This window comes from Rossellomorea sp. KS-H15a (assembly GCF_024195245.1).
Taxonomy (GTDB): Bacteria; Bacillota; Bacilli; order Bacillales; family Bacillaceae_B; genus Rossellomorea; species Rossellomorea vietnamensis.
Window position 1 is genome coordinate 4,189,034 of record NZ_CP096886.1, and the last position, 21,149, is coordinate 4,210,182.

Here is a 21,149-nt window from a genome sequence, read left to right on the forward strand (position 1 = left end):
TAAAAAAAAGAGCCCCCTTCCAGTGCCCACAATCTCCGGCACTGAAACAAGACTCTTCCATCGTGTAAATGACATTATTTCTCTAATGGGACAAAACGTTCGACCAGTAAAGCAAGGGTTCTTGCCATGACGCCTGTAGCACCTGATGGACCGAGATCATGGCTTCCTTTCGTGGTAGCCGTCCCTGCGATGTCCAAATGTACCCAAGGCAGGCCTTCGGCGAATTCACCGACGAACGCTCCACCCATGATGGCATGGCCGGCGCGTCCCGGTGAATTGTTCAAATCGGCAATATCACTTCCACGGACGCGCTTTTTATCATTTTCCGTATAAGGAAGGCGCCAGATAAATTCACCTGATTCCCCTGAAGCTTCCAGCACCTGCTCGAAGAATGCTTCATGATTCGTGAGGGCACCGGTTTTATCCTCACCGAGAGCCACGATGACTCCACCAGTCAAGGTTGCAACGTCCACTAAATAGTTGGCTCCTTGATGCTTTGCATAGGTCATGCCGTCAGCAAGCGCGAGACGCCCCTCTGCGTCCGTGTTCAACACTTCGATGGTCTTACCGCTCATGGAGGTAATCACATCGTCAGGCTTGAATGCAGAGCCGCTCACCATATTGTCCGTGGACGGGATGACGGCAACGACGTTTTGTTCCGGTTTGATTTCACCGATGATTTCCATGGCACCGAGTACTGCAGCTGCACCGCCCATATCGGTTTTCATACCGACGATTCCATCTTTGGGCTTCAGGGAATAGCCGCCTGTGTCAAACGTGATCCCTTTTCCGACTAAACCGATGACATCCTTCCAATCCTCTTTCCCGTTGTACTTAAGGACGATCATCTTCGGAGGTTCCACGGATCCCTGATTCACGGCAAGAAGTGCGCCCATTCCAAGGTGCTCCATTTCTTCCTTGTCGAGGATTTCCACCTCAAAGCTGTATCTTTCTGCCAATTCCAGAGCGTACTCTGCCAATTTTGTAGAAGTTAATAGATTACCAGGTGTATTCACCAGTGTACGGGCTGAGTTTACTCCATTCCCGAAGGCAGAACCAATGTGTAAAGCCGTCTCGACTTCCTTCGAATCTCCTTTTGTAAAAAATTCGATCGCTTCTACATGTACTTCCGGTTCATTTGATTTTTTCTTATAACCGTCGAATTCATATGTAGACATCGTAAAGGCTTCCATGAAGGCATGGGCCACATCCGTTGCCACCATCTCCTCAGAAACAAATGTATCCAGTGCGACTGAAAACGAGGACACTTTCATATTTTTTAAGGTTTTGGACGCAGAGCCCAATGATTCTTTTAAAAGATCGAATGTCAGCTCTTTGTGTTTTCCAAGTCCTACGAATACGATTCTTTTTGCGTCAAGTTTTCCAAACGTATGTATCTTGGATACTTTCTTGTGCTTGGAAGAAATGTCCCCATCCTTCACAAGCTGTGTAAGATAGCCTTCAAACTTATGATCGAGCTCTTTCAGCTCTCCTTCGAATGTTGGCTGATTGTAAATACCTACGACCAGGCATTCTCCATTCGCATTGGTTACTTCATTTTGATTGATTGAAAATTTCATGTTCACAGACACCTCCATTCTCTATTATAGCGAAGATGTCCAATTATTTCGACTTTCTAACAATCTGCTCCTCAAAGTTATACGAGGGGTGGATGGGGTATGGTATAATGAGAACATTATTTTTATTCAAACTATTGAAGGGGTGGCATTTCACAGCATGGAAGTACTGTTTAATTTTCCATTATGGGCGTCTTTATTTTCGATCTTTTTTGCTCAGTTTGTAAAGGTTCCCATACAGTTTATCGCGACGAGGGAATGGAACTGGTCATTGATCACCTCAACAGGAGGGATGCCGAGTTCCCATTCAGCAGCCGTGACGGCATTATCTACCGGGGTTGCCCTTGAAGTGGGACTCTCTTCCCCTATCTTCGCCGTATCTGCCATGTTTGCCATCATTACGATGTTTGATGCAACGGGTGTCAGAAGGCAGGCAGGAGAACAGGCGATCGTTCTCAATCAATTGATGGTGGACTTCCAGAGATTCATGTCAGAGGCTAAAGGCTGGCAGAACAAACCTGAACAAGAGAAGCGCAAGGAGCTGAAGGAATTACTGGGCCACAAACCGATTGAGGTATTCTTCGGGGGACTGTCAGGAATCATCCTGACCCTTCTGCTTCATTATCTATTCATCGTCTAGGAGTGTGATCATGAAAATCGTATCCATTTGCCCCAGTAATACAGAAATCATCGATTACCTGGGATTGACACCTCTTCTTGCAGGCGTGGATGATTACTCCGACTATCCGTCAGAGGTAAAGTCCCTTCCGCAACTTGGACCGGATCTATCGATTAATATGGATAAGCTCGAGTCATTGAAGCCGGATCTGGTGTTTTCATCCTTAAGCGTCCCAGGCATGGAGAAAAATATAGAAGAACTCGAAAAGAGGAATATCCCACACATCACGCTGAACCCCCAGAGCTTCACTGATATTGCGGATGATCTCCTGACGGTGGGAAAAGCCTGTAGGATCGAGGAGCATGCCATCAAACGCCGCAAGGAATTCCTCGATACTGTCGAAAGCTTAAAGACGATCGGGGAAAAGGTTTCACATCCTCCCTCCCTTTACTGGGAATGGTGGCCGAAACCCGTCTTCACTCCAGGAAGGGTCAATTGGCTGACCGAGTTAAGCACAATGGTCGGTGCACGAAACCTTTTTGACGATGTGGACCTGGCAAGCGTTCAAACCGATTGGGAGGACGTATTGAAGCGAAATCCGGATTATATCTGCCTGGCATGGGTCGGCGTCAGGCAAAGCAGGGTCAAGCCTGAGATCGTAAAGAACCGCCCTGATTGGGATACACTCGACGCTGTACAGGAAGACCGGATTTTCGTCCTGGAAGAAGCCCTCTATTGCAGGCCATCCCCCCTTCTGTTAAAAGGGGCCATGAAACTTGCCCGGTTGCTTCATCCCGATTTATATGATGAAACATAAAAGAACATGCCTGCTCACTTAGTAGCGAGCAGGCATGTTCTTTTTTTCTTATTCGTAAAGACTTCTCATTAACTTATCAGTTCTTATGAACTGAAGCCTCATAAATCGAATCAACAGCCTTCTTCAACGCAGCATCAAACTCTTCATCGGATTGATTGGCACTCAGGTCGGCCGCCAAAGCCCGGGAGAAGCTTGCAATCACTCCGTCATTTTCTTTCAGCTTCACGTTAGCTTCATCACGGGAGTAGCCTCCTGAAAGGGCAACGACCCGCACGACACGTGGATGTTCAACCAATTCTTTATACGCATTCGCTTTCGACGGGATCGACAGCTTCAGCATGACGTTTTCCTCTTCAGATAGTTCATTCAAATGCTTCAGGATTTCCTCGCATAGAATGGCTTCAGATTTTTCCTTTTGTTCACTGTGGATGTTGACTTCAGGTTCGATGATCGGGACCAAACCGGCTGCGATGATGCGTTTACCAAAGTCGAACTGCTGATCGACGACTTCTTTGATGCCGCCCGTGTTCGGTTCGTGGATGACTGAGCGCATTTTCGTGCCGAAAATCTTCCGTTCAGTGGCACGGCGAAGGGTCTCATCCAAGTCGGGGATCGGTTTCATGAGCTGGACACCATTCTTCTCTTCCGCTAGACCTTTATCCACTTTCAGGAAAGGGACGATGCCTTTGTCTGCAAGGTAGTCCGCTGTATATTTACCTTCGATCTCCCGGTCCATCGTTTGTTCAAAAAGAATGACCCCGAGGATCCTGTCGGGGCTGAAGGATGGGGAAGTGATGATCCTCGTCCGCATTTCATGGACCTTATCAAACATTTCATCTTCATTGGAATAAGAATCCTCTAGCACTCCATACCCTGCCAATGCCTTCGGTGTACTGCCGCCGCTTTGATCAAGCGCTGCGATGAAGCCTTCTCCATTCTTCATTTTGTCGTATTGACTTTTGTTCATATCTTCCACTCCTTTTGGTTTCGTTTCTCCCTTTCTTTTTTCCCCTATTTACACGGTTGTTAAACGGATTGCACCTTAGTTCTTACCTTTAGTCCAGGGCCATCAATAAATAAAGCACGCAGTTTGACTGCGTGCCCCTTTTCTATTCTTTTTCAGGTGATAAAATCTGCTGCCTGAAAACCTGCATGGATTTGTTCTCATTAAGGTCTGTCAAGTCCTTTTCGGATAGCTCACCCGTACCCATCTGGACCACATAGACTTCCAGTGTCTGTTTGCCCCATTCATTATAAACGTCGTCCACCGTTTCATAATAAAGGTCTAATTTATTTCCTTTGATTGCGCTCCCTGTATCAGCAACGACCCCATACCCATAGTGAGGGATAAACAGGATGGTTCCGATTGGATAGACGGAGATATCCGCTGCTATCGTAGAGTACAGATCACGCTTCACTTTCACTCCTGAATATGTAATGCCGTATAAGGGATGACCAGGGTCCTTCCCCGTCGATTCAACACCGGCCGTATAGCCGGTCGCTACAACCTTATGTTTCGTATATTGATCCCAATCAATGGATTCTTCCAATGTGGCAGGTTTGGCAGATGCACTGGCTGACACTTTTGTCTCATAGCCTGTAAACCTTTTAAGAAACTTGAATGACAAATGCAATGGATTTGTCTTATGCTCTTTGTCTTGGAGACTCTTTTGATCACTGTCACCCTTGTCCATCATCCAGGTTTTAAAGGTTTGTGCCTCTACCCCCGACACCGATTGAAAGGTCGTACCGAGTGCAAGGATAAATAAGCTGATCATAACGAATCTCTTCGTCCAAATTTTAAACAGATTCATGTATTCACTCCTCCCACCCTACATACTTCCCATTCGGGAGGAGATATATGCATAAATTGATAAAAAAATCGAATAGTTGTAATATTTGGAAATTACTTTAGTTTTCCTTTTAGGGGGAAAAGTCCTTTAAAACCAGGCTATTCTATACTTCAACTAGTATGTTCTATTTTCTAAAATATTTTCTTAGAGAATTAATATTTATGAGCAAGTGCCTGGAAACAGAGACCGTTCCTTTCCGCTTCAGGCACTTGCTTTCCGGCGGGGAGGAAGTCGAGCCTCCTCGGGCTTGCGCCCTGTGGGGTCTCGCCCTTTCCTCTAGTCCCGCAGGAGTCAAGTGCCTTCCGCTTCAATCCACTCTGAGCTTTCATATTCTGAATTTATAATGGCTAATTGCCCACATAAAAACTTTTATTAATGACATGAGTGTGTGCTACCTGGTGCAATTGTTTTAGAGAAAATAATTAGCAAAACTAGAATTGAAATAACAGTTTATATTTTATCTGTTGAAGTGAAAAACGTATGCATGGACTGTTGAGTGGAGCGGAAGGTGCTCGACTCCTGCGGGAAACGCTGGACAGGTGAGACCCCGCAGGGCTTTTGCCCGAGGAGGCTCACCGCCAGCCCCGCGGAAAGCGAGCACCTGGAGCGGAAATCAACCAACCACTTGCTTTTGATACGATACTTTTACTCGTCCAATAAAAATCCGTTCAACCTTGGGAATTAGGTTCCCGGTTAAACGGATGTGGTTAGAACATTCGATATCCTTTTGCTCTTAGGATTCTCATGACGATACCGGACAGGATGGCACCTGCGAGGCCGCTTCCGAGAATCACGAGATCGGCTACAGCCAAGTGGCTGAGTCTGGTCCCAAGTTCTGAAAAAGATTCCCCTGCATTTCGGAAGTAATCTATAAAACGAACTTCGTCCACGATAAAAATAACGACAATCGGATAAATGATGGCCATGATCCATGTCATGCGCAGTAACATATTTAACAAAAATCCTATTCCGAAAAATAGAACAAAAAATAGAAGCATCGATATAATCATTACATGTATAGGCATTTTAGCAATTACACCTCCATAACACTAAAGAATAGTGTACCCCGAGTGAAATGTAAGCGTCAATATTTTCAGGGAAAGATTTGTCACTTATTCACAAAATAAACTTATTTATCTTCCAGACATAAAAAACAGACCCAACACCGGCTTCCATACTCCACAAGGGAAGTATCCACCTTCGTTAGGTCTGCTCTCATCCTCTATCCTTTAGGGGTTATTTCTGTTTCCCGCTGCCTCCGCAGCACGGACACGTTTCAGAACCACCCAATACTAACTGAAAGTATCCTTTTCCTGAACAATAAAGACAGTATTTCGTTTTAGCATTCGCAGTAGCTCTCATTTTTCCCTCTCCCTTTTCTTTAATTTCTTAATTTTCTGATAATATATCATCTATCCAAAATAAAGAAAAGGGACGTTAAAGGGGATGTACCTTTAAGAAAGCGAATACATTTGTGTTTTTCTTTCATTATCTCTTTCTTTCTTAAAATTTACAGAATTTTATAAAAATAAATGGTATTGTGTGTAGGCGAATTGGTCACCGGGATTGATGCCCTCGATCAGATTCAACTTCTGCATGGAACTCATTCGTTTGATCATCTCATGCACCATCACGGATGTCTTCTCATCTGCCAAAAGTTCCTGGGGCGATTTCCACTTGACATCCCACAACTCAGCTTCTTCTTTTTCAATAGAAGAAATTCCCTCATTCTCCAGCAAAAAGATCATCATGTTGTCGCTGATATCATTCTGGATGACCCCCGACCTTACGCCGATGATCCCTTTAATGGTTGTATGTAATCCCGTTTCTTCCTTCACTTCTCTTATGACTGCTTCGTCGACGGTTTCCCCGGCGTTCACAAATCCTGCAGGCAGGGACCACATCCCTTTCAATCCGCTGTATTTCTTTTTGACCACGAGCCATTTCCCATCCTCATCCATGACCAGACCTGCAACGGCCAGCCACACCTTACCCCTTTTCATTGTAAGCACCTCCGTCTATATTCTCCCATAATAAAAAGCAGAGTGGAATCCACTCTGCTTTCATACAAATCCTTAGGGCTTAAAAGAACTTGAATTTACCTTTTTTGAACACTAGTGATGGTCCACCAACCATGTAAAGAGCACGGTTGTCGACAACCTTCTTCATGAAGGAAGCTTTCGTACCGGTGATTTTCTTACCGTAGACGACACCGATCGCATCATCTTCACCAAGTGAACATACGGTACCTTTGATGTCCGGAGTGAATAATTCCAGATCCTCTTTACCGTGCAGTAAAGATGCGATGTTACGGGCACATACTTCCCCTTGCTGCATAGCGATCTGAGCAGTCGGCGGGTATGGACGATCCGTTTCTTCATTGATCATCAGTGAACAGTCACCAATGATGAAGATATTGTCATGTCCAGGTGCGCGAAGATCACGGTTGATTTTCACGCGGGCACGCATGTTTTCGATTCCAGCTCTTTCGATGATGGAGTTACCACGAACCCCTGCAGCCCATACAATCGTACCAGCTTTGATTTCTTCGACTTCATCTTCACCTTTGGAGATGAGTACGCTGTCTGCCTTTGCTTCTTTCAGTGGAGTTCCGATATGGAATTCCACGCCTTTTTTCTCAAGCTTGGCACGTGCGTATTTCACTAGCTCCGGATCGAATCCAGGAAGGATCATCGGTGCAGCTTCCACACATACGATGCGCACTTTCTTACGGTCGATATCATATTCATGGCAAAGCTCAGGAACACGGTTACCCAGTTCTCCGAGGAATTCGATACCAGTGAACCCTGCTCCACCTACAACGATGGTCAAGCGTTCATCGTTCAATTCTCCTTCGTTCTTATACGTAGCAAATTGCAATTCAATGTGCTCACGGATTTGACGGGCGGAGTTGATGTTCGAAATCATGAATGCATGTTCATGAAGGCCTTGAATTCCGAATGTCTCGGATTCTGCACCAAGAGCCACTACCAGGTAATCGAATTCTACTTCGCCTTCACCCGTGATGACTTTCTTCTCTTCCACTTTGATATCTTCAACAGTCGCTTGCAGGAAGTTCACTTTGCTCGTGTTGACAACATCTTTCACGTCGTAGCGCACACGGTCGTGATGAAGCGTACCTGCGGAAGCTTCGTGTAACCAAGTGGTTTCATAGTGATAATCGTTCTTATTAATTAAAATAATTTCTGCTTCATTTGTTCCGAGTTGCTTTTGAAGACGGGTTACCGTCATTAATCCACCATAACCTGCACCTAATACAACGATTCTTGGCTTTCTCAACTGAATCACATCCACCTTTTTTGATAAATTTGCTTTGGATACTCTTAGAGTCCTCCACATTATGCGTTTTTATCCCGTTCAATCTGATACTATTATCTTTTTCCCTATAAAAAGGAAGCTAAAACAAATCAAACGCGATGTTTTTTTCCTTATTGAAAAAGGAAATAGTGTATAAAAATATGAGAACAAAAGTATGTGACATATTTCACGAACTACTCCATAGTTATGCGAAAATTGTCATAAATTCTTAACAATATGTCTACATTACATAATATTCTTTTTGCCTCGCATTTTCAAGATATATATAGGAAATTAAATTCTTAAGAATATTTAAAAAATGCCGGTTTAATCAATCAAAAGTCGTAGTCTCTTTCATAGATAAGTCTGATTTATCTGAACCTGCGTCTTCTATCATTGGGAATAATCAAAAGCTGTGTGATAGAATAAAGGTAAAAGAAGCATATCTAAATGGTTGGAGGGATCAAGTTGAAGGAAGATCAAAAAGTGTATGATATTACGATCATAGGCGGCGGTCCAACGGGGCTGTTTACAGCGTTCTATGGCGGCATGAGAAAAGCATCTGTCAAGATCATCGAAAGTTTACCACAACTCGGGGGGCAGCTTGCTACTCTTTATCCTGAGAAATACATATATGACGTTGCCGGTTTTCCTAAAGTGAAGGCCCAGGACCTCGTCAATAATTTAAAAGAACAAATGGCGAAATTCGAAACGACCATCTGTCTGGAGCAGGCCGTCGAAGGTGTAGAAAAACAGGCTGACGGCATGTTCAAGCTCACCACCGATAAAGAAGTCCATTTTTCCAGAACGATCATCATCACGGCAGGAAACGGCGCCTTCCAGCCACGCCGCCTGGAACTCGAACATGCGTCTGAATTTGAAGGAAAAAACCTTCATTACTTTGTCGATAACCTCGAGCATTTCAGAGGGAAGAAAGTGGTCATTTGCGGCGGCGGGGACTCTGCTGTTGACTGGGCGCTTATGCTTGAGCCGGTCGCAGAAAAGGTTTATCTCGTCCATAGACGTGATAAATTCAGGGCTCATGAGCACAGCGTGGAGAATTTACACAACTCCACGGTTGAACTGAAAACACCATACGTCCCATCCGAGTTGGTCGTCGATGAAGAGAAGATCAATCAGCTCGTACTGGAGGAAACGAAAGGCGACGAAAAGGAAATCATCGACCTTGATGAATTAATTGTAAATTTCGGATTTGTCTCCTCCCTCGGCCCGATTAAAGATTGGGGGCTGGAAATCGAAAAGAATTCAATCGTGGTCAATTCCAGAATGGAAACGAATATCCCGGGCATCTATGCAGCCGGTGATATCAGTACGTATGATGGGAAAGTCAAACTCATTGCAAGTGGATTCGGTGAGGCCCCGACAGCCGTCAACAATGCCAAAGCGTATATGGATCCAAAAGCAAGGGTGCAGCCGATGCACAGTACGTCCATGTTTACGGATTAATACCATTCAAGGCTCAGGATATCGCATCCTGGGCTTTTTTTTATTGATAGTAGAGTTTGCGATCACAACTTCCTTCCAACCATTCTGTTCTTTCATTATCCACGCCCACTCCCTTGTTTATTTTCATCCTGAATGGGTAGACCAATAGTAGGACAAAAAATTTCAGATAAAGGATGATGTGTAAAATGAATGTGTTAGTTATCGGAGCAAACGGCAACACAGGCCGCCATATAGTGAAAGAACTTTCAAATAGCAGTCAGCATTTCGTAAGAGCCATGATCCGTAAAACAGAACAGGCGAAGGAAATGGAAGACTTGGGGGCAAGACCGATCGTTGCCGACCTTGAACAGGATTTCTCGTATGCCCTTGAAAATGTGAATGCCGTCATTTTTGCAGCCGGCAGTGGTGGATCGACAGGAGACGATAAGACGTTAGCCATCGACCAGGAGGGTGCTAAGAAAGCAGTGGATTATGCGAAGAAGATGGGAATTGAGCGTTTTGTGATGCTCAGCTCCATGGGGGCCGATAATCCTTCAAGCGGACCGGATGAATTGCAATTCTATTTAAAAGCCAAGGGTGCTGCCGATGCCCACTTGAAAGAGAGCGGCTTGAACTATACCATCGTACGCCCCGGATCCCTTTCATTTGATGATGCAACCGGAAAGATCGAAGCTGCGACAAGCATCACGGATAAAAGCCGTGACATTCCCCGTGCAGATGTCGCGAAGGTGCTTGTGGACTCTTTAACCATCGAAGAAACCAACCACAAAGTATTCGAAATCTTAAGTGGTGACACACCTGTAGAAGAAGCACTTAAAAACATACATTAAGCTTAAAAAAGGGACGGACCTCAATTTAGTGAGGTCCGTCCCTTTTTATGTTTAGCAATTCTCCGGCGTACCTTTATTCGTCGCCGTCACGAATGATGATCCGCACCCGCATGACGCGATGGCGTTCGGATTATCGATGGTAAAGCCTCCGCCCATCATGGACTGCTTGTAGTCTATTTTCGTACCGTTCAAGATGGCTGCATCATTTTTTGCTACGACCAGCTTGATTCCGTGCTGCTCTGTCGTTGTATCTCCATCCTGTAGATCATGTTCAAATCCCATACCATAAGAAAGGCCGCTGCAGCCTCCCCCTTTTACCGCTACTCGTAACATGGCATCTGTTTCGTCATGTTCCTTCATCATATCTTTAATCTGAAGGGCAGCGGCTTCTGTTAGAATGACAACTTCACTCATTCATTACACCCCCAACCTTTTCATTTCTTACTACTTAGTATACTCCTTTCTATTTTACTACTCAACCAATGGGGCTTTGGTGAATGATTGGAAGAATAATTATACGAATATTCTCATTAAACACAACTTTTTACTCACCATGAATAAAAAATACTGGTTCCCCTCACCTTCATCAAGGTATAATGAGGTAAATAGTCCCGATTATGAGGTGAGATTCATGACGGTTGTGACACCATTTTATGACAAGAAGACCCAGTGTCTATCGTGTAAACACTCATACAGCACAACAAGGATCAGATCCCGCTTTGTGAAGCTCACAGGGTATGACAGTGACTTTTGCCCCCTGTATGAGTCTGAAGAAGTGAACCCTTTGCTCTATAATGTATCCGTCTGTCCACAGTGCGGTTTTTCTTATACGGACGATTTTACCGCATACATACCTCCTGTCTTGAAAGCAGAGCTCGAAAAGAAAATCAGTCTGCACTGGCAGCCTCAGGATTATGGGAACGTCAGGTCATATGACGATGCGATCAATACATATAAACTGGCCGCCTACTGCGCTTTGATCAAGAAGGAGAAAAAAGTGACCATAGCAGGGTTATACCTTCGAACCGCCTGGCTCTATCGAAAGGTTGCTGATAAAGAACAGGAAAGACGCTTCATTAATCTGGCTGCCCATGAATACATCGATGCTTATTTAACAGATGGTGCATCAGGTTCTTTGATGTCCGAAACGAAGCTTCTGTATATCATCGCCGAATTGCTGAGGAGGCAGGATAAGATTGAGGAAGCCGTAGCCTACCTTTCTAAAGTCATCGGCAAGCAGCATCTCTCCACCGAACCGAAAATCATCGAAATGGCCAGGGAGCGCTGGTATGAAATCCGGGAAATGTATAAAGAAATGAAGTCAATGTGATAAAACCAGTGATACCTCACTGGTTTTTTACATGTTTTTCACAAAAAAAATAAGCCGGTCAGGGCCGGCTTTTGTTTAGAACATCGGGTTGTCTTCAAGGAATTGATAGATCTCATCCACCAGTTCTTCAGGCGTGTCGCCTGTTACGACCTCCCCGTTGACGAGAGCATAAAAGGACTGGGCGCATTTTCCGCAGTATCCCAGGCATCCGTACTCGATGACATCAAGGTTCGGGTCTCTTTCTAATATCTCAAGCGCCTTTTGCGCACCGCTAGCAAGATTGCTAATACAAAATTCAATAATAGGTTTCAATTCCATCACCTCACTACTCTTTGTTATGCTACCTTTTTTTATCATTATCGTCAATGATTTGTATTCCATGTAATGGTATAACAGATTGTGAACATTTTCGCTTATTTCTGTTGTGAAAACACCTTTATTTCGATATACTTTTAATGTTAATAGGTTTATTTATGTAGAATTTACTCGAATTATGCTTCACATTGAAAATGCTTACTTTGCCAGGACCCGCTCCGGCGTGACTGTCCTTTAATCCTGTCCCGTCCATAATGGGATATAAATCATATACAAACACACTATTTCAACAATAATGTAGAGTGCAAAAAGGGGAAATTTCCATGAAACAATTAGTTCTGCTTGGCGGAGGATATGGGAACATGCGCGTCCTTCTTCGCCTGTTACCCAACCAATTACCTGAAGATGTATCGATTACCCTGATTGACAGAAATCCTTATCACTGTCTGAAGACAGAATACTATGCGCTTGCTGCCGGTACGATTTCAGATCAGCATGTACGCGTATCATTCCCGGAACATGCCCGGTTATCCTATGTATACGGAGATATCTCAGGCGTGGACATGGAGAATAAACTCGTTCGTATGAAAGATCAGGATCCCGTCCCTTATGACGACCTTGTCATCGGGCTTGGGTGTGAGGATAAATATCATAATGTACCGGGTGCAGATGAACATACGTTCTCGATTCAAACGATTGAAAGGTCACGTAAAACGTATCAGACCCTTTGTAATCTTCCTGCGGGTTCGATCGTCGGGATCGTCGGCGCCGGCTTAAGCGGCATTGAACTTGCCAGTGAGCTTAGGGAAAGCCGTTCTGACTTGAAAATTAAATTATTTGACCGTGGACCACGCATTCTCAATGCCTTCCCTGAACGTCTAAGTTCTTACGTTCACGGTTGGTTTGACGAAAATGGCGTAGAAATCGTGAACAATTCCAATATTACAAGAGTAGAACCGAATACACTGCATAACCACGAAGAACAGATTGTCTGTGATGCCATCGTGTGGACTGCCGGGATTCAACCGAGCAAGGTCGTTCGCGATATGGATGTGGAAAAGGATGCAAGCGGTCGCGTCATCTTGACAAAGTATCATAACCTCCCACAGGATGAGAACGTGTATGTGGTCGGTGACTGCGCAAGCCTTCCTCAAGCTCCAAGTGCACAACTTGCTGAAGGGCAGGCAGAACAAATCGTCACCATTTTACTGAAGCGCTGGAATAACGAAGAGCTTCCTGCAGAACTACCAAAGATCAAGCTTAAGGGGATCCTTGGTTCACTCGGAAAGAAGCATGGTTTTGGACTGGTAAACGAGCGCTCCATTACAGGACGTGTCGCCCGATTGTTGAAATCCGGTGTATTGTGGATGTATAAATATCATAATGGTTGATAAAAGTACCCCTACTGTCGACAGTAGGGGTCTTTTTTTTTATTAAATTAATTATCCATTCAGATGTACAGGCAATTCCTTTAGTCCTCTAAGCAGGAACATGTCCCTCCAATTCGACTCATCGTAATTTCCGGCAAATGTCATTGTCGGAAATGCGCTTAACAGCTTCTCAACGGCGATCTTTCCTTCAAGCCTTGCAAGGGGTGCTCCCAGACAGAAATGAATTCCATACCCAAAAGCCATATGGGGATTCGGCTTCCGGGCCACATCGAATGTTTGCGCACCTACAAATTTCCTTTCATCACGGTTGGCAGAAGAAATAGAGGCCAGCACCATGTCTCCTCTCCTGATGCGTTTCCCCTTAAAATCCATGTCATCAGCAGACCACCTTGCTGTAGAGAAATCAACCGGACTATAGAAACGAAGCGATTCTTCGATTGCCGTCTCAATGAGAGTGTGATCCTTCCTCAGCTTCTCTAATTGGTCTGGATGTTCAAAGAGGGCGTATATCCCGTTCCCGATCAGGTTAACAGTTGTTTCATGACCTGCAATGATGAGAAGAACGATCATCGAATACAGTTCATCTTCGGTTAGCTGTTCCCCTTCTTCCTCATGCAGGATCAAATTTGAAATCAAATCCTCCTTGGGACTTTCTTTTTTATCCTTAAAGAGAAGCGTCAAGTATTCGATAAATTCTCTTACATCTCCTTGAAAATCAGCGTTCATATTGTCGGAGGCAGATACGATGGTATTCGACCAGCGCCTGAACTTTTCCCGGTCTTCTACCGGTACTCCTAGAAGTTCGGAAATAACGATGATGGGAAGTGGGAAGGCAAACTCATCAATCAAGTCTACAGGGCCTTGTTTTACCTTCATTTGGTCAATAAGTTGATCAGCTACCGCCTCAATCCTGGGTGAAAGCTCCTGTATCCTTTTAGGATTGAAATAAGGCTGTACAAGCTTTCTTAGCCGAGTATGGTCCGGTGGATCCACATCGAGCATCATATGCTGGAACACTCTTGCCTCCAGAGGCAAATCGTTATGTTGGTCCGAATCCGAAAACACCTTTGATTGATTTTTGATGAACGATTGGGTTTTTAATAGTTCTAACACATCGTCATACCCAGAGACGATCCACGTAGTTTGACCACCATCTTCCCAGGCAGCAAACACCGGATCCGTATTTCTTAAGTGGGAATAAAATGGGTAGGCTCCCCTTTTAAAGTTGGACTGAAATACAGACTCAAACGAATTCATCATGTTCCTCCTTTAATTAACTGACTAGTCAGTCTTCTCAATCAGTATAAGATAAGGGAGGTGCTGCATCAATTCATTCGCCTCACGCTACACATAAATAAAGCCCATTTCACTAAATGAAATGGGCTTACTCAGGGCTTAAACCGCTTTATATCCATACTTCTCAAGTTCTGAATAAATCGTCTTCAAACGGGGATTTCCTTCTCCGATAATTTTGCCATCCAACAAGACAACCGGATAGAACATATCTTCTTCCACTACCCTTGAGGCAAATTGTTTCACCGATTCTTCTTCCGGCGGATTGTGGATATCCACATATTTAATGACAAATGGCTGATCGGGATATTTCCTGCTTACAGCAGCCTCCAGCCATTCATACGTTTCTTTCGATGATGGTAAGTTCACGCAGCTTGGACAAAGTATTTCTGCCCCATATACGTAAAGTTCAACCGGCTTACGTTCCATATGATCCTCCCCCTTGTTCCCCTCTTTTGTTTATTTTACAAAAAAAGCAGGAAGGTTGGAACCATTTTCTTTCTGGAAAGGGAATGGGAAACATTTCTTGAAAAAGAAATGCCCAATCATTTGCAGGTTGATAGATTTTTTGCGAATATGTCATTATAATAGATAGTAAGGAAAGGAGTAGATAATTATGGCTGAAAACGAAATGATTGCACCCGTTCAGGAAGTATTAGATAAATTACGTCCGTTCCTACTTCGCGATGGTGGAGATTGTGAACTTGTAGACGTTGAAGATGGCATTGTGAAATTGCGCCTTCTTGGTGCTTGCGGAAGCTGCCCAAGTTCAACCATCACGTTAAAAGCAGGAATCGAACGCGCATTGGTGGAAGAAGTTCCTGGTATCGTTGAAGTAGAGCAAGTATTCTAATCAAGCTATAGCTTTAAATCCTGAATCCTTTATTGGATTCAGGATTTTTTCTTTTACTTCACCGCTGTTTTCGGGTTGTCCCCATTAAGGACGGCCTGTATGTTCTCTACACACAGGGACATCATGTCATGACGGGTATCTTTGGAAGAGCTTCCGATATGAGGGATGGCAACGACTTGATCCAATTGAAGAAGGGGATGATCCTCGTTAATTGGTTCCGTTTCGAATACATCCAATCCGGCTCCCGCAATGTCCCCCCTCTTTAACGCCTGCTCGAGGGCCGCTTCATTGACGATGGCTCCACGTGCTGCATTGATGAAGATCGCCGTTTCCTTCATCTTAGTGAATTGATCTTCTTGGAACATCCCCTGTGTTTCCTCATTTAAGGGAGCCAGGACGAGCACGAAATCCGATTGGGCAAGAAGGTCATTGAATGACACATATCGGACTCCAAGTGTCTCTTCAACTTCGGATTTACGGGAACGGTTATGGTACAGCACTTCCATATTGAATCCTTTCGCCCTTCTCGCTACCGCTTCACCGATACTTCCCATTCCAACGATCCCAATTGTTTTATGATGAATATCCATTCCGGCAAGGAGCAGGGGTGACCAGCTTTTCCACTTTCCTTCTTTTATATACCGGTCGGCTTCTACGATTCGCCTTGCGGTTGCCATAAGGAGGGCGAAGGTTAAATCCGCCGTCGTTTCCGTCAGTACATCGGGTGTATTGGTAATGGTGACTCCCTTTTCTTTTGCTGCTTCAAGATCGATATTATCAAAGCCCACCGCAAGATTTGCCACAACTTTTAACTGGGAGGCATCCTGTAAGAGTTCCCGGTCGACCTTGTCCGATAGCATGGTAAGTAAAGCAGATGCTTTCTCTGCTTTCTTCAAGAGTATATCCCTTGGTACCGGTGCATCCTCCCGCTCCCACATCTCCACTTCGAAATTCTTTATCAATGGCGCGACCACGGCCTCAGGAAGTTTCCTCGTAATATAGATGAATGGCTTCATATACATCCCCCTGCCTTCACTTTTCTTTTCTTCAGTTTAGCATAAAAGGGAAGGCACATCCCATTTTGGGAGATGGGATTACAACCACGCTATGAGGGGAATCCCCCATTTTTTCACCGGCACTTCAGACATATGGTAAAAGTCTGCCAGAAACGCTTCGTATTGATGTGAATTTTTCAAATAGCGCTCCAGTTTCTCCTCGACTGTCTTTTTCTTCTGTTCGGATTGTGAAATATAATACTCCTCGATGCACTCGAAATAATGCAGGGGAAACAATAACCGGGAATACAACAATCTCCATGAAAAAGGAGAAAGGGGTGTAACCGACTCATACTCTTTCATGAATTCCTGAAGCTCAGGATGAAACGTTTGGCTCCTCATGAAATATCGTTCCCTCACCCACTCGGCTATGTCCCGGCTGCAGTGGTCGAATACCCATTGAAACGGAAAATGTATGCACATTTCGGTCCCCCATGTGGAATCGAGAAACCGTTCATGACAGATCGTTCCGGCGTCCTCTGCCTTCGGGTCTTCATCAAGCTCCGTATCGACCAGGTATTGAATGGCATTTTCCGAAAGCGCACTATAATAAGGATAACTCTCGACAAACCGGCGTTCAAACTCGTCAGCGGGCTGATCCTGAATGACCTGATAATAGGCTTTTTCCAGTTGGGCCATCCGCTTTTCCCACAGACTCTTCCACTGTCCCATCCGATTTATTTTTTCCACTTTCTCCTCAAAGGTCCGTCCCCTGAAATGGAATTTGCTTAGCTTTCGGCCGAGCTTATGATAAGGCGGGGACTCTATGCCCTCATTTCGAAGGACGACATAATCCTTATCCTTCTCCACCACGAGGAATTTCCCCTCATTGCTCTGGACAAAGGTCGACACATGCCGGTCCCCGGTGCTTTTCAGGTGTTCTGCTAATTTATATAGTTCCACCAGGGTTTCCTGTTCCATATTCGATACACCCACAATACTATATACTAATCCCCCGACCATATATCGATCCATCATTCCATCGAAGAATGCCCGCTCAGGATGCAAACCAAAATGGTTTATTAATATCTCTTGAGACATACCGACCTCTCCTATCTTTAATGACCGTTCTTTTTCATCATTCATGTGCAGAATGCGCTAACCGGGACTAACATTCCCAAGCATTTATGAATATCCAAATCCATGGATGGGCAAGAATGAGAACAGAAGCTATTATTATGTCTATTTTTCAATTGGGAATCATATGAGTAAAACAAGGCTTCGTCTAATCGAAATAGGGGTTTTATAATCTTTCAAGGAAAAAGGTGAATAAGATGAAGGATAAAGAGTCAATGGATTTATTAGAGAGCACGGCACGTAAATGGCTGCATGAAAGAGGAGTCGAAATAGAAGACATCGCTCAATTAGTCATGTACCTCCAACAGAAGTATCATCCTGATCTTGAATTGAAGGAATGTGTCTATAACGTGGAACGTGTATTGACGAAACGTGAAGTACAGAACGCCATCCTGACAGGCATTCAACTTGATATATTAGCTGAGAAAAAGATGCTGATGGAACCATTGCAGGCGATTGTTGAAGTAGATGAAGGATTATATGGTGTGGATGAAATCCTGGCCTTTTCAATTGTGAATGTATACGGTTCGATCGGATTCACGAACTACGGATATATCGATAAGCAGAAGCCGGGGATCCTGGAGAGATTGAATGATAAATCATCAGGTATGTGCCATACCTTCCTGGATGATATTGTAGGTGCCATTGCAGCGGCCGCTTCTAGCCGATTGGCACACCGGGCGAAGGGCGCAAAATGAGGGTGAATAAGTATTCCAAATCAGACGACTGGGTCGTCTGATTTTTAGTGTTGGAAGAAGTGTACAAGGTAAGTGATACAATCTACCCTAAAAGATTATAAAGTGTAAACATTTAGATCCATTTAACTAACTTAATGTTTGCACATCAGCGAATAGTTTTATATAATTACAACTATAGTTGTAATTATATTCATTATAGTTGTATACAGGGCCAAACTAAAATACATACACACCTAAAAAGGCTTTCACTCTCTCGGAGTCTACAGAATCACACATTTAACATGAGTTTTAAAAAATGATCGAGGTGAGATCTTATTAAACTCCTGAGTGACAAAGCCCTTATCGATGCCTATAAAGAAGCAAAACAGTTAAAACTCAGTGATGAATTCATCATTCTGATCGAACAAGAAATGAAAAAGAGAAAATTAGTTCATTAAAGAATCGTATGATTGTAGAGGTCCTGGTGTTCTTCACAAGTCGGCATGATGTCTTCCCATTGGACCTCCAACGAGCATACGATCGCAAACAGCTTGTTCAAAGATGGGTTCGCTTCTCCCTTTTCAATCAACGAAATATAATTAACCGTTAATCCACATTTGCGACTTAATTGTTGTATGGTGATTTCTTTTGCTCTTCTATGGTGCCTTATTTTCTTTCCGACAAGTCCTGTAACTGTAATACTCATTACCTCACTACCCTTTTAAAAATTCTTTAGAAATGACGTGGATTGTTTCGAAAATCAAGATAAGAAACAGTGACTTTCATTCTTAAAGTTGTGTGCATTCGTAAAGAATAGTTAGAAATTGAAAAGGTATCAATGCTAATAGTCCCCTACTACCTTTGATGTTTACCCTAGTTGAATACCTTTACACTTAATTTCGAAAAATTTTTAAAAAAAACTCATTATTTCATGTTCTGTTGTCATCATGATCCTTCTGGGTACTCAAATATGCGTCATGGAAAAAGTATCGTTAGTTAGAGGAAAAAACCAAATAATTCATTAGGAGTATAATGTACGTTCCTACTACTTATTCTTACAACGATATCTATAGAGGCATAGATATCGTTACCAAAAGGGCTACTACCAAAGTCCCCCTTAGTATAAATAGTATTTTGTTTACTTCTTTTCACACTAGTTCTATTTTACTTATACAAACGTGTGTTGTCTATTATGAATATGTTACTAATTAAAGACATTTTCTTCTATTTGAGTACTCAGCAGGGTCATGAAAGAGGTGGAGGCTGCAGTCAGCCTCCACCTTTTTTATATTATATATCCCATTGATCCAATGTTTCAATTGAATAGGTAGGTTGAATATGCTTTTTGGTCAACGCCTCTTTTGTCGTAACCCCTGTATGAACAAGGAGCGTATCGAGTCCTGCATTTATTCCTGCGAGGATATCTGTATCATAGTTATCCCCCACCATCAGAGTGTCTTCCTTCGGGACTCCCAAAACAGACAATGCCTGTTCCATGATGATGGACTCGGGCTTACCGATAAAGATCGGTTCGGTCTGGGTGGAGACAGTCACAACAGACGTCAGGGAACCATTCCCAGGAAGCAATCCCCTTTCAGTCGGAATCGCGATGTCTCCATTCGTTGAAATGAACGTTGCCCCGTTTCTCACCCCCAGGCAAGCGAGGGATAGTTTCTCGTAATTAATCTCCCGGTCAATCCCCACTACCACGAAATCAGGTTTATCGTCCTTCAGTGTAATGCCGTTCTCTTCAAGTGCTGAGCGTATTCCTTCTTCACCGATGACATAGGCCGTTCCTTCAGGCTTTTCCTTCGCCATGTACTGTGCCGTCGCCATAGATGTCGTAAATACCTGTTCCTTCGTTGCGGGTATATCAAATGACCGTAATTTCTCTGCCACCTGTTCTGGCCTTCTTGAAGAGTTGTTCGTCACGAAGAGATAAGGTAAGCCTTTATCCTGCAGCCGCTTCACGAAATCCCCCGCTTCTTCAATCTTCTCCTTCCCTTTATACATCGTTCCATCCAAGTCGATTAAATACCCTTTATACTCTTTCATCATCTACCTCCATTTAGTGTCGTTAGTATGTCCAACATTTCTATTTGCTTCGTTAAAAAGTTACTCTCAAGAAAATAAGACAGCGCTTCTTATAAAGGAAGCGCTGTCAAATACGTTTAGTTTTTGAATGCCGAAACGGGGCCCAGTTCATTTTCAAGGTAGTTTCGGACCTGTAACGGGAACTGGTTCAGTGTATGGAACACGTCTTCCAGAATGGTATGTACTTGCTTGTGATCGATCGTTGTATATTCCTGAACGAGTGATTTACGCTGTTCGACGAGGCGTTTCAAGTCTTCACTCATCTTGTCTGTGATCACTTTTTCATCCAGAAGAATATCAATGATATCCTCATAGCTTCCCGGATCCCTCATGATGAATCCATCAATCATGCTGTTCCCTACGTCGAGGACAGATTCAATGATGACGTGGGCAACCCTTTCAAGGGCCAACTTTTCCAGAGTAGCGTCCCACTGTCCTTGACGGCTGAATATGTTTAGCTGCTCATCCATATAGACCAATATTTCTTCAATCTTTTCCCTGTCTACGAAATACATGATGCTCACCTCTCTCTTCAACAATAACCTGACACTTTATTTTAACATAATTTCACCTGACCCATACA

Annotated in this window: 25 protein-coding genes; 9 read left to right on the forward strand and 16 right to left on the reverse strand. The window is 43.8% G+C overall.

Going from position 1 to position 21,149, the window contains the following annotated elements; all coding sequences use genetic code 11:
• Positions 1-74: 74 nt before the first annotated feature.
• Complete coding sequence (locus tag M1J35_RS21540) at positions 75-1,580, reverse strand: leucyl aminopeptidase (protein ID WP_224522055.1); 1,506 nt, start codon at positions 1,578-1,580, stop codon at positions 75-77.
• Positions 1,581-1,737: 157 nt separating this feature from the next.
• Between M1J35_RS21540 and M1J35_RS21545 the strand changes: the two genes are divergently transcribed.
• The gene (locus M1J35_RS21545) at positions 1,738-2,217 is read left to right on the forward strand and encodes a divergent PAP2 family protein (protein WP_034763787.1); all 480 of its coding nucleotides are present in this window, start codon (positions 1,738-1,740) and stop codon (positions 2,215-2,217) included.
• A 10-nt stretch (positions 2,218-2,227) separates the two neighbouring features.
• Positions 2,228-3,013, forward strand: a complete 786-nt coding sequence (locus tag M1J35_RS21550) for an ABC transporter substrate-binding protein (RefSeq protein WP_224522054.1) — start codon at positions 2,228-2,230, stop codon at positions 3,011-3,013.
• A 76-nt stretch (positions 3,014-3,089) separates the two neighbouring features.
• Here M1J35_RS21550 and M1J35_RS21555 read toward each other — a convergent pair whose 3' ends face one another.
• From M1J35_RS21555 to M1J35_RS21575, 6 genes are all read right to left on the reverse strand, one after another.
• Entirely contained in the window at positions 3,090-3,980 is an 891-nt protein-coding gene (locus M1J35_RS21555; protein WP_224522053.1) for a fructose bisphosphate aldolase, read from the reverse strand.
• A 142-nt stretch (positions 3,981-4,122) separates the two neighbouring features.
• A complete protein-coding gene (locus M1J35_RS21560) occupies positions 4,123-4,827 on the reverse strand; it encodes a 3D domain-containing protein (protein ID WP_224522052.1) in 705 nt (234 codons plus the stop codon).
• Between the two features lie 746 nt (positions 4,828-5,573).
• Entirely contained in the window at positions 5,574-5,891 is a 318-nt protein-coding gene (locus M1J35_RS21565; protein ID WP_034763779.1) for a YuiB family protein, read from the reverse strand.
• 211 nt (positions 5,892-6,102) lie between these two features.
• Positions 6,103-6,228: a YuiA family protein gene (locus M1J35_RS22875; RefSeq protein WP_159362729.1), complete on the reverse strand. Its 126-nt coding sequence runs from the start codon at positions 6,226-6,228 to the stop codon at positions 6,103-6,105.
• A 158-nt stretch (positions 6,229-6,386) separates the two neighbouring features.
• Entirely contained in the window at positions 6,387-6,869 is a 483-nt protein-coding gene (locus tag M1J35_RS21570; RefSeq protein ID WP_254652243.1) for an NUDIX hydrolase, read from the reverse strand.
• A 79-nt stretch (positions 6,870-6,948) separates the two neighbouring features.
• Positions 6,949-8,166, reverse strand: a complete 1,218-nt coding sequence (locus M1J35_RS21575) for an NAD(P)/FAD-dependent oxidoreductase (RefSeq protein ID WP_034763985.1) — start codon at positions 8,164-8,166, stop codon at positions 6,949-6,951.
• 486 nt (positions 8,167-8,652) lie between these two features.
• Between M1J35_RS21575 and M1J35_RS21580 the strand changes: the two genes are divergently transcribed.
• Both M1J35_RS21580 and M1J35_RS21585 read left to right on the forward strand, forming a co-directional pair.
• A complete protein-coding gene (locus M1J35_RS21580; RefSeq protein WP_034763982.1) occupies positions 8,653-9,651 on the forward strand; it encodes an NAD(P)/FAD-dependent oxidoreductase in 999 nt (332 codons plus the stop codon).
• A gap of 185 nt (positions 9,652-9,836) precedes the next feature.
• Positions 9,837-10,481, forward strand: coding sequence for an SDR family oxidoreductase (locus M1J35_RS21585; RefSeq protein WP_224522050.1), 645 nt, complete (start codon positions 9,837-9,839; stop codon positions 10,479-10,481).
• A gap of 51 nt (positions 10,482-10,532) precedes the next feature.
• Here the strand turns inward: M1J35_RS21585 and M1J35_RS21590 are convergent, their stop codons facing one another.
• Positions 10,533-10,895 carry a HesB/IscA family protein gene (locus M1J35_RS21590; RefSeq protein ID WP_034763773.1) on the reverse strand — a complete coding sequence of 121 codons (363 nt, stop codon included), beginning with the start codon at positions 10,893-10,895 and terminating at the stop codon, positions 10,533-10,535.
• A gap of 217 nt (positions 10,896-11,112) precedes the next feature.
• On the opposite strand from M1J35_RS21590, the gene M1J35_RS21595 reads away from it, so the two are divergent.
• A complete protein-coding gene (locus M1J35_RS21595) occupies positions 11,113-11,811 on the forward strand; it encodes a DUF2225 domain-containing protein (RefSeq protein ID WP_254652244.1) in 699 nt (232 codons plus the stop codon).
• Positions 11,812-11,886: 75 nt separating this feature from the next.
• On the opposite strand, the gene M1J35_RS21600 is transcribed toward M1J35_RS21595, so the two are convergent.
• The gene (locus M1J35_RS21600; RefSeq protein ID WP_034763769.1) at positions 11,887-12,129 is read right to left on the reverse strand and encodes a YuzB family protein; all 243 of its coding nucleotides are present in this window, start codon (positions 12,127-12,129) and stop codon (positions 11,887-11,889) included.
• A 320-nt stretch (positions 12,130-12,449) separates the two neighbouring features.
• Here M1J35_RS21600 and M1J35_RS21605 point away from each other — a divergent pair, with 320 nt between their 5' ends.
• Positions 12,450-13,517: an NAD(P)/FAD-dependent oxidoreductase gene (locus M1J35_RS21605; RefSeq protein WP_254652245.1), complete on the forward strand. Its 1,068-nt coding sequence runs from the start codon at positions 12,450-12,452 to the stop codon at positions 13,515-13,517.
• Between the two features lie 51 nt (positions 13,518-13,568).
• On the opposite strand, the gene M1J35_RS21610 is transcribed toward M1J35_RS21605, so the two are convergent.
• On the reverse strand, positions 13,569-14,777 hold the full coding sequence (locus M1J35_RS21610) for a cytochrome P450 family protein (RefSeq protein WP_254652246.1): 1,209 nt from the start codon (positions 14,775-14,777) through the stop codon (positions 13,569-13,571).
• A gap of 135 nt (positions 14,778-14,912) precedes the next feature.
• A complete protein-coding gene (locus tag M1J35_RS21615; RefSeq protein ID WP_034763764.1) occupies positions 14,913-15,239 on the reverse strand; it encodes a YuzD family protein in 327 nt (108 codons plus the stop codon).
• Between the two features lie 187 nt (positions 15,240-15,426).
• Between M1J35_RS21615 and M1J35_RS21620 the strand changes: the two genes are divergently transcribed.
• The gene (locus M1J35_RS21620; protein ID WP_034763763.1) at positions 15,427-15,663 is read left to right on the forward strand and encodes a NifU family protein; all 237 of its coding nucleotides are present in this window, start codon (positions 15,427-15,429) and stop codon (positions 15,661-15,663) included.
• A gap of 53 nt (positions 15,664-15,716) precedes the next feature.
• Here M1J35_RS21620 and M1J35_RS21625 read toward each other — a convergent pair whose 3' ends face one another.
• Together M1J35_RS21625 and yutH are read right to left on the reverse strand one after the other, a co-directional pair.
• Entirely contained in the window at positions 15,717-16,679 is a 963-nt protein-coding gene (locus M1J35_RS21625; RefSeq protein ID WP_254652247.1) for a 2-hydroxyacid dehydrogenase, read from the reverse strand.
• Positions 16,680-16,757: 78 nt separating this feature from the next.
• A complete protein-coding gene (gene yutH / locus M1J35_RS21630; RefSeq protein WP_159362732.1) occupies positions 16,758-17,759 on the reverse strand; it encodes a spore coat putative kinase YutH in 1,002 nt (333 codons plus the stop codon).
• Between the two features lie 233 nt (positions 17,760-17,992).
• Between yutH and M1J35_RS21635 the strand changes: the two genes are divergently transcribed.
• Positions 17,993-18,493, forward strand: coding sequence for a phosphatidylglycerophosphatase A family protein (locus M1J35_RS21635; protein ID WP_254652248.1), 501 nt, complete (start codon positions 17,993-17,995; stop codon positions 18,491-18,493).
• 341 nt (positions 18,494-18,834) lie between these two features.
• Positions 18,835-18,930 (forward strand): sporulation histidine kinase inhibitor Sda, encoded by a 96-nt coding sequence (gene sda / locus M1J35_RS21640; RefSeq protein WP_252189373.1) that lies wholly within the window; start codon positions 18,835-18,837, stop codon positions 18,928-18,930.
• Here sda and M1J35_RS21645 read toward each other — a convergent pair.
• The 3 genes from M1J35_RS21645 to M1J35_RS21655 all read right to left on the reverse strand — a co-directional run bounded on the left by M1J35_RS21645 (position 18,927) and on the right by M1J35_RS21655 (position 21,081).
• The gene (locus tag M1J35_RS21645) at positions 18,927-19,178 is read right to left on the reverse strand and encodes a helix-turn-helix domain-containing protein (protein WP_159362733.1); all 252 of its coding nucleotides are present in this window, start codon (positions 19,176-19,178) and stop codon (positions 18,927-18,929) included. The two genes, sda and M1J35_RS21645, sit on opposite strands and share 4 nt — an antisense overlap.
• A gap of 584 nt (positions 19,179-19,762) precedes the next feature.
• Positions 19,763-20,527 (reverse strand): TIGR01457 family HAD-type hydrolase, encoded by a 765-nt coding sequence (locus M1J35_RS21650; RefSeq protein ID WP_254653824.1) that lies wholly within the window; start codon positions 20,525-20,527, stop codon positions 19,763-19,765.
• A gap of 116 nt (positions 20,528-20,643) precedes the next feature.
• Entirely contained in the window at positions 20,644-21,081 is a 438-nt protein-coding gene (locus M1J35_RS21655) for a DUF86 domain-containing protein (RefSeq protein WP_254652249.1), read from the reverse strand.
• Positions 21,082-21,149: the final 68 nt, after the last annotated feature.

Excerpts from the sequence above, each read along its gene's own strand:
- M1J35_RS21540 (WP_224522055.1), bottom strand. The coding sequence starts at position 1,580 with ATGAAATTTTCAATCAATCAAAATGAAGTAACCAATGCGAATGGAGAA.
- M1J35_RS21545 (WP_034763787.1), top strand. The coding sequence starts at position 1,738 with ATGGAAGTACTGTTTAATTTTCCATTATGGGCGTCTTTATTTTCGATC.
- M1J35_RS21550 (WP_224522054.1), top strand. The coding sequence starts at position 2,228 with ATGAAAATCGTATCCATTTGCCCCAGTAATACAGAAATCATCGATTAC.
- M1J35_RS21555 (WP_224522053.1), bottom strand. The coding sequence starts at position 3,980 with ATGAACAAAAGTCAATACGACAAAATGAAGAATGGAGAAGGCTTCATC.
- M1J35_RS21560 (WP_224522052.1), bottom strand. The coding sequence starts at position 4,827 with ATGAATCTGTTTAAAATTTGGACGAAGAGATTCGTTATGATCAGCTTA.
- M1J35_RS21565 (WP_034763779.1), bottom strand. The coding sequence starts at position 5,891 with ATGCCTATACATGTAATGATTATATCGATGCTTCTATTTTTTGTTCTA.
- M1J35_RS22875 (WP_159362729.1), bottom strand. The coding sequence starts at position 6,228 with ATGAGAGCTACTGCGAATGCTAAAACGAAATACTGTCTTTATTGTTCA.
- M1J35_RS21570 (WP_254652243.1), bottom strand. The coding sequence starts at position 6,869 with ATGAAAAGGGGTAAGGTGTGGCTGGCCGTTGCAGGTCTGGTCATGGAT.
- M1J35_RS21585 (WP_224522050.1), top strand. The coding sequence starts at position 9,837 with ATGAATGTGTTAGTTATCGGAGCAAACGGCAACACAGGCCGCCATATA.
- M1J35_RS21590 (WP_034763773.1), bottom strand. The coding sequence starts at position 10,895 with ATGAGTGAAGTTGTCATTCTAACAGAAGCCGCTGCCCTTCAGATTAAA.
- M1J35_RS21595 (WP_254652244.1), top strand. The coding sequence starts at position 11,113 with ATGACGGTTGTGACACCATTTTATGACAAGAAGACCCAGTGTCTATCG.
- M1J35_RS21600 (WP_034763769.1), bottom strand. The coding sequence starts at position 12,129 with ATGGAATTGAAACCTATTATTGAATTTTGTATTAGCAATCTTGCTAGC.
- M1J35_RS21605 (WP_254652245.1), top strand. The coding sequence starts at position 12,450 with ATGAAACAATTAGTTCTGCTTGGCGGAGGATATGGGAACATGCGCGTC.
- M1J35_RS21610 (WP_254652246.1), bottom strand. The coding sequence starts at position 14,777 with ATGATGAATTCGTTTGAGTCTGTATTTCAGTCCAACTTTAAAAGGGGA.
- M1J35_RS21615 (WP_034763764.1), bottom strand. The coding sequence starts at position 15,239 with ATGGAACGTAAGCCGGTTGAACTTTACGTATATGGGGCAGAAATACTT.
- M1J35_RS21620 (WP_034763763.1), top strand. The coding sequence starts at position 15,427 with ATGGCTGAAAACGAAATGATTGCACCCGTTCAGGAAGTATTAGATAAA.
- M1J35_RS21625 (WP_254652247.1), bottom strand. The coding sequence starts at position 16,679 with ATGAAGCCATTCATCTATATTACGAGGAAACTTCCTGAGGCCGTGGTC.
- yutH (WP_159362732.1), bottom strand. The coding sequence starts at position 17,759 with ATGTCTCAAGAGATATTAATAAACCATTTTGGTTTGCATCCTGAGCGG.
- M1J35_RS21635 (WP_254652248.1), top strand. The coding sequence starts at position 17,993 with ATGAAGGATAAAGAGTCAATGGATTTATTAGAGAGCACGGCACGTAAA.
- M1J35_RS21645 (WP_159362733.1), bottom strand. The coding sequence starts at position 19,178 with ATGAGTATTACAGTTACAGGACTTGTCGGAAAGAAAATAAGGCACCAT.
- M1J35_RS21650 (WP_254653824.1), bottom strand. The coding sequence starts at position 20,527 with ATGAAAGAGTATAAAGGGTATTTAATCGACTTGGATGGAACGATGTAT.
- M1J35_RS21655 (WP_254652249.1), bottom strand. The coding sequence starts at position 21,081 with ATGTATTTCGTAGACAGGGAAAAGATTGAAGAAATATTGGTCTATATG.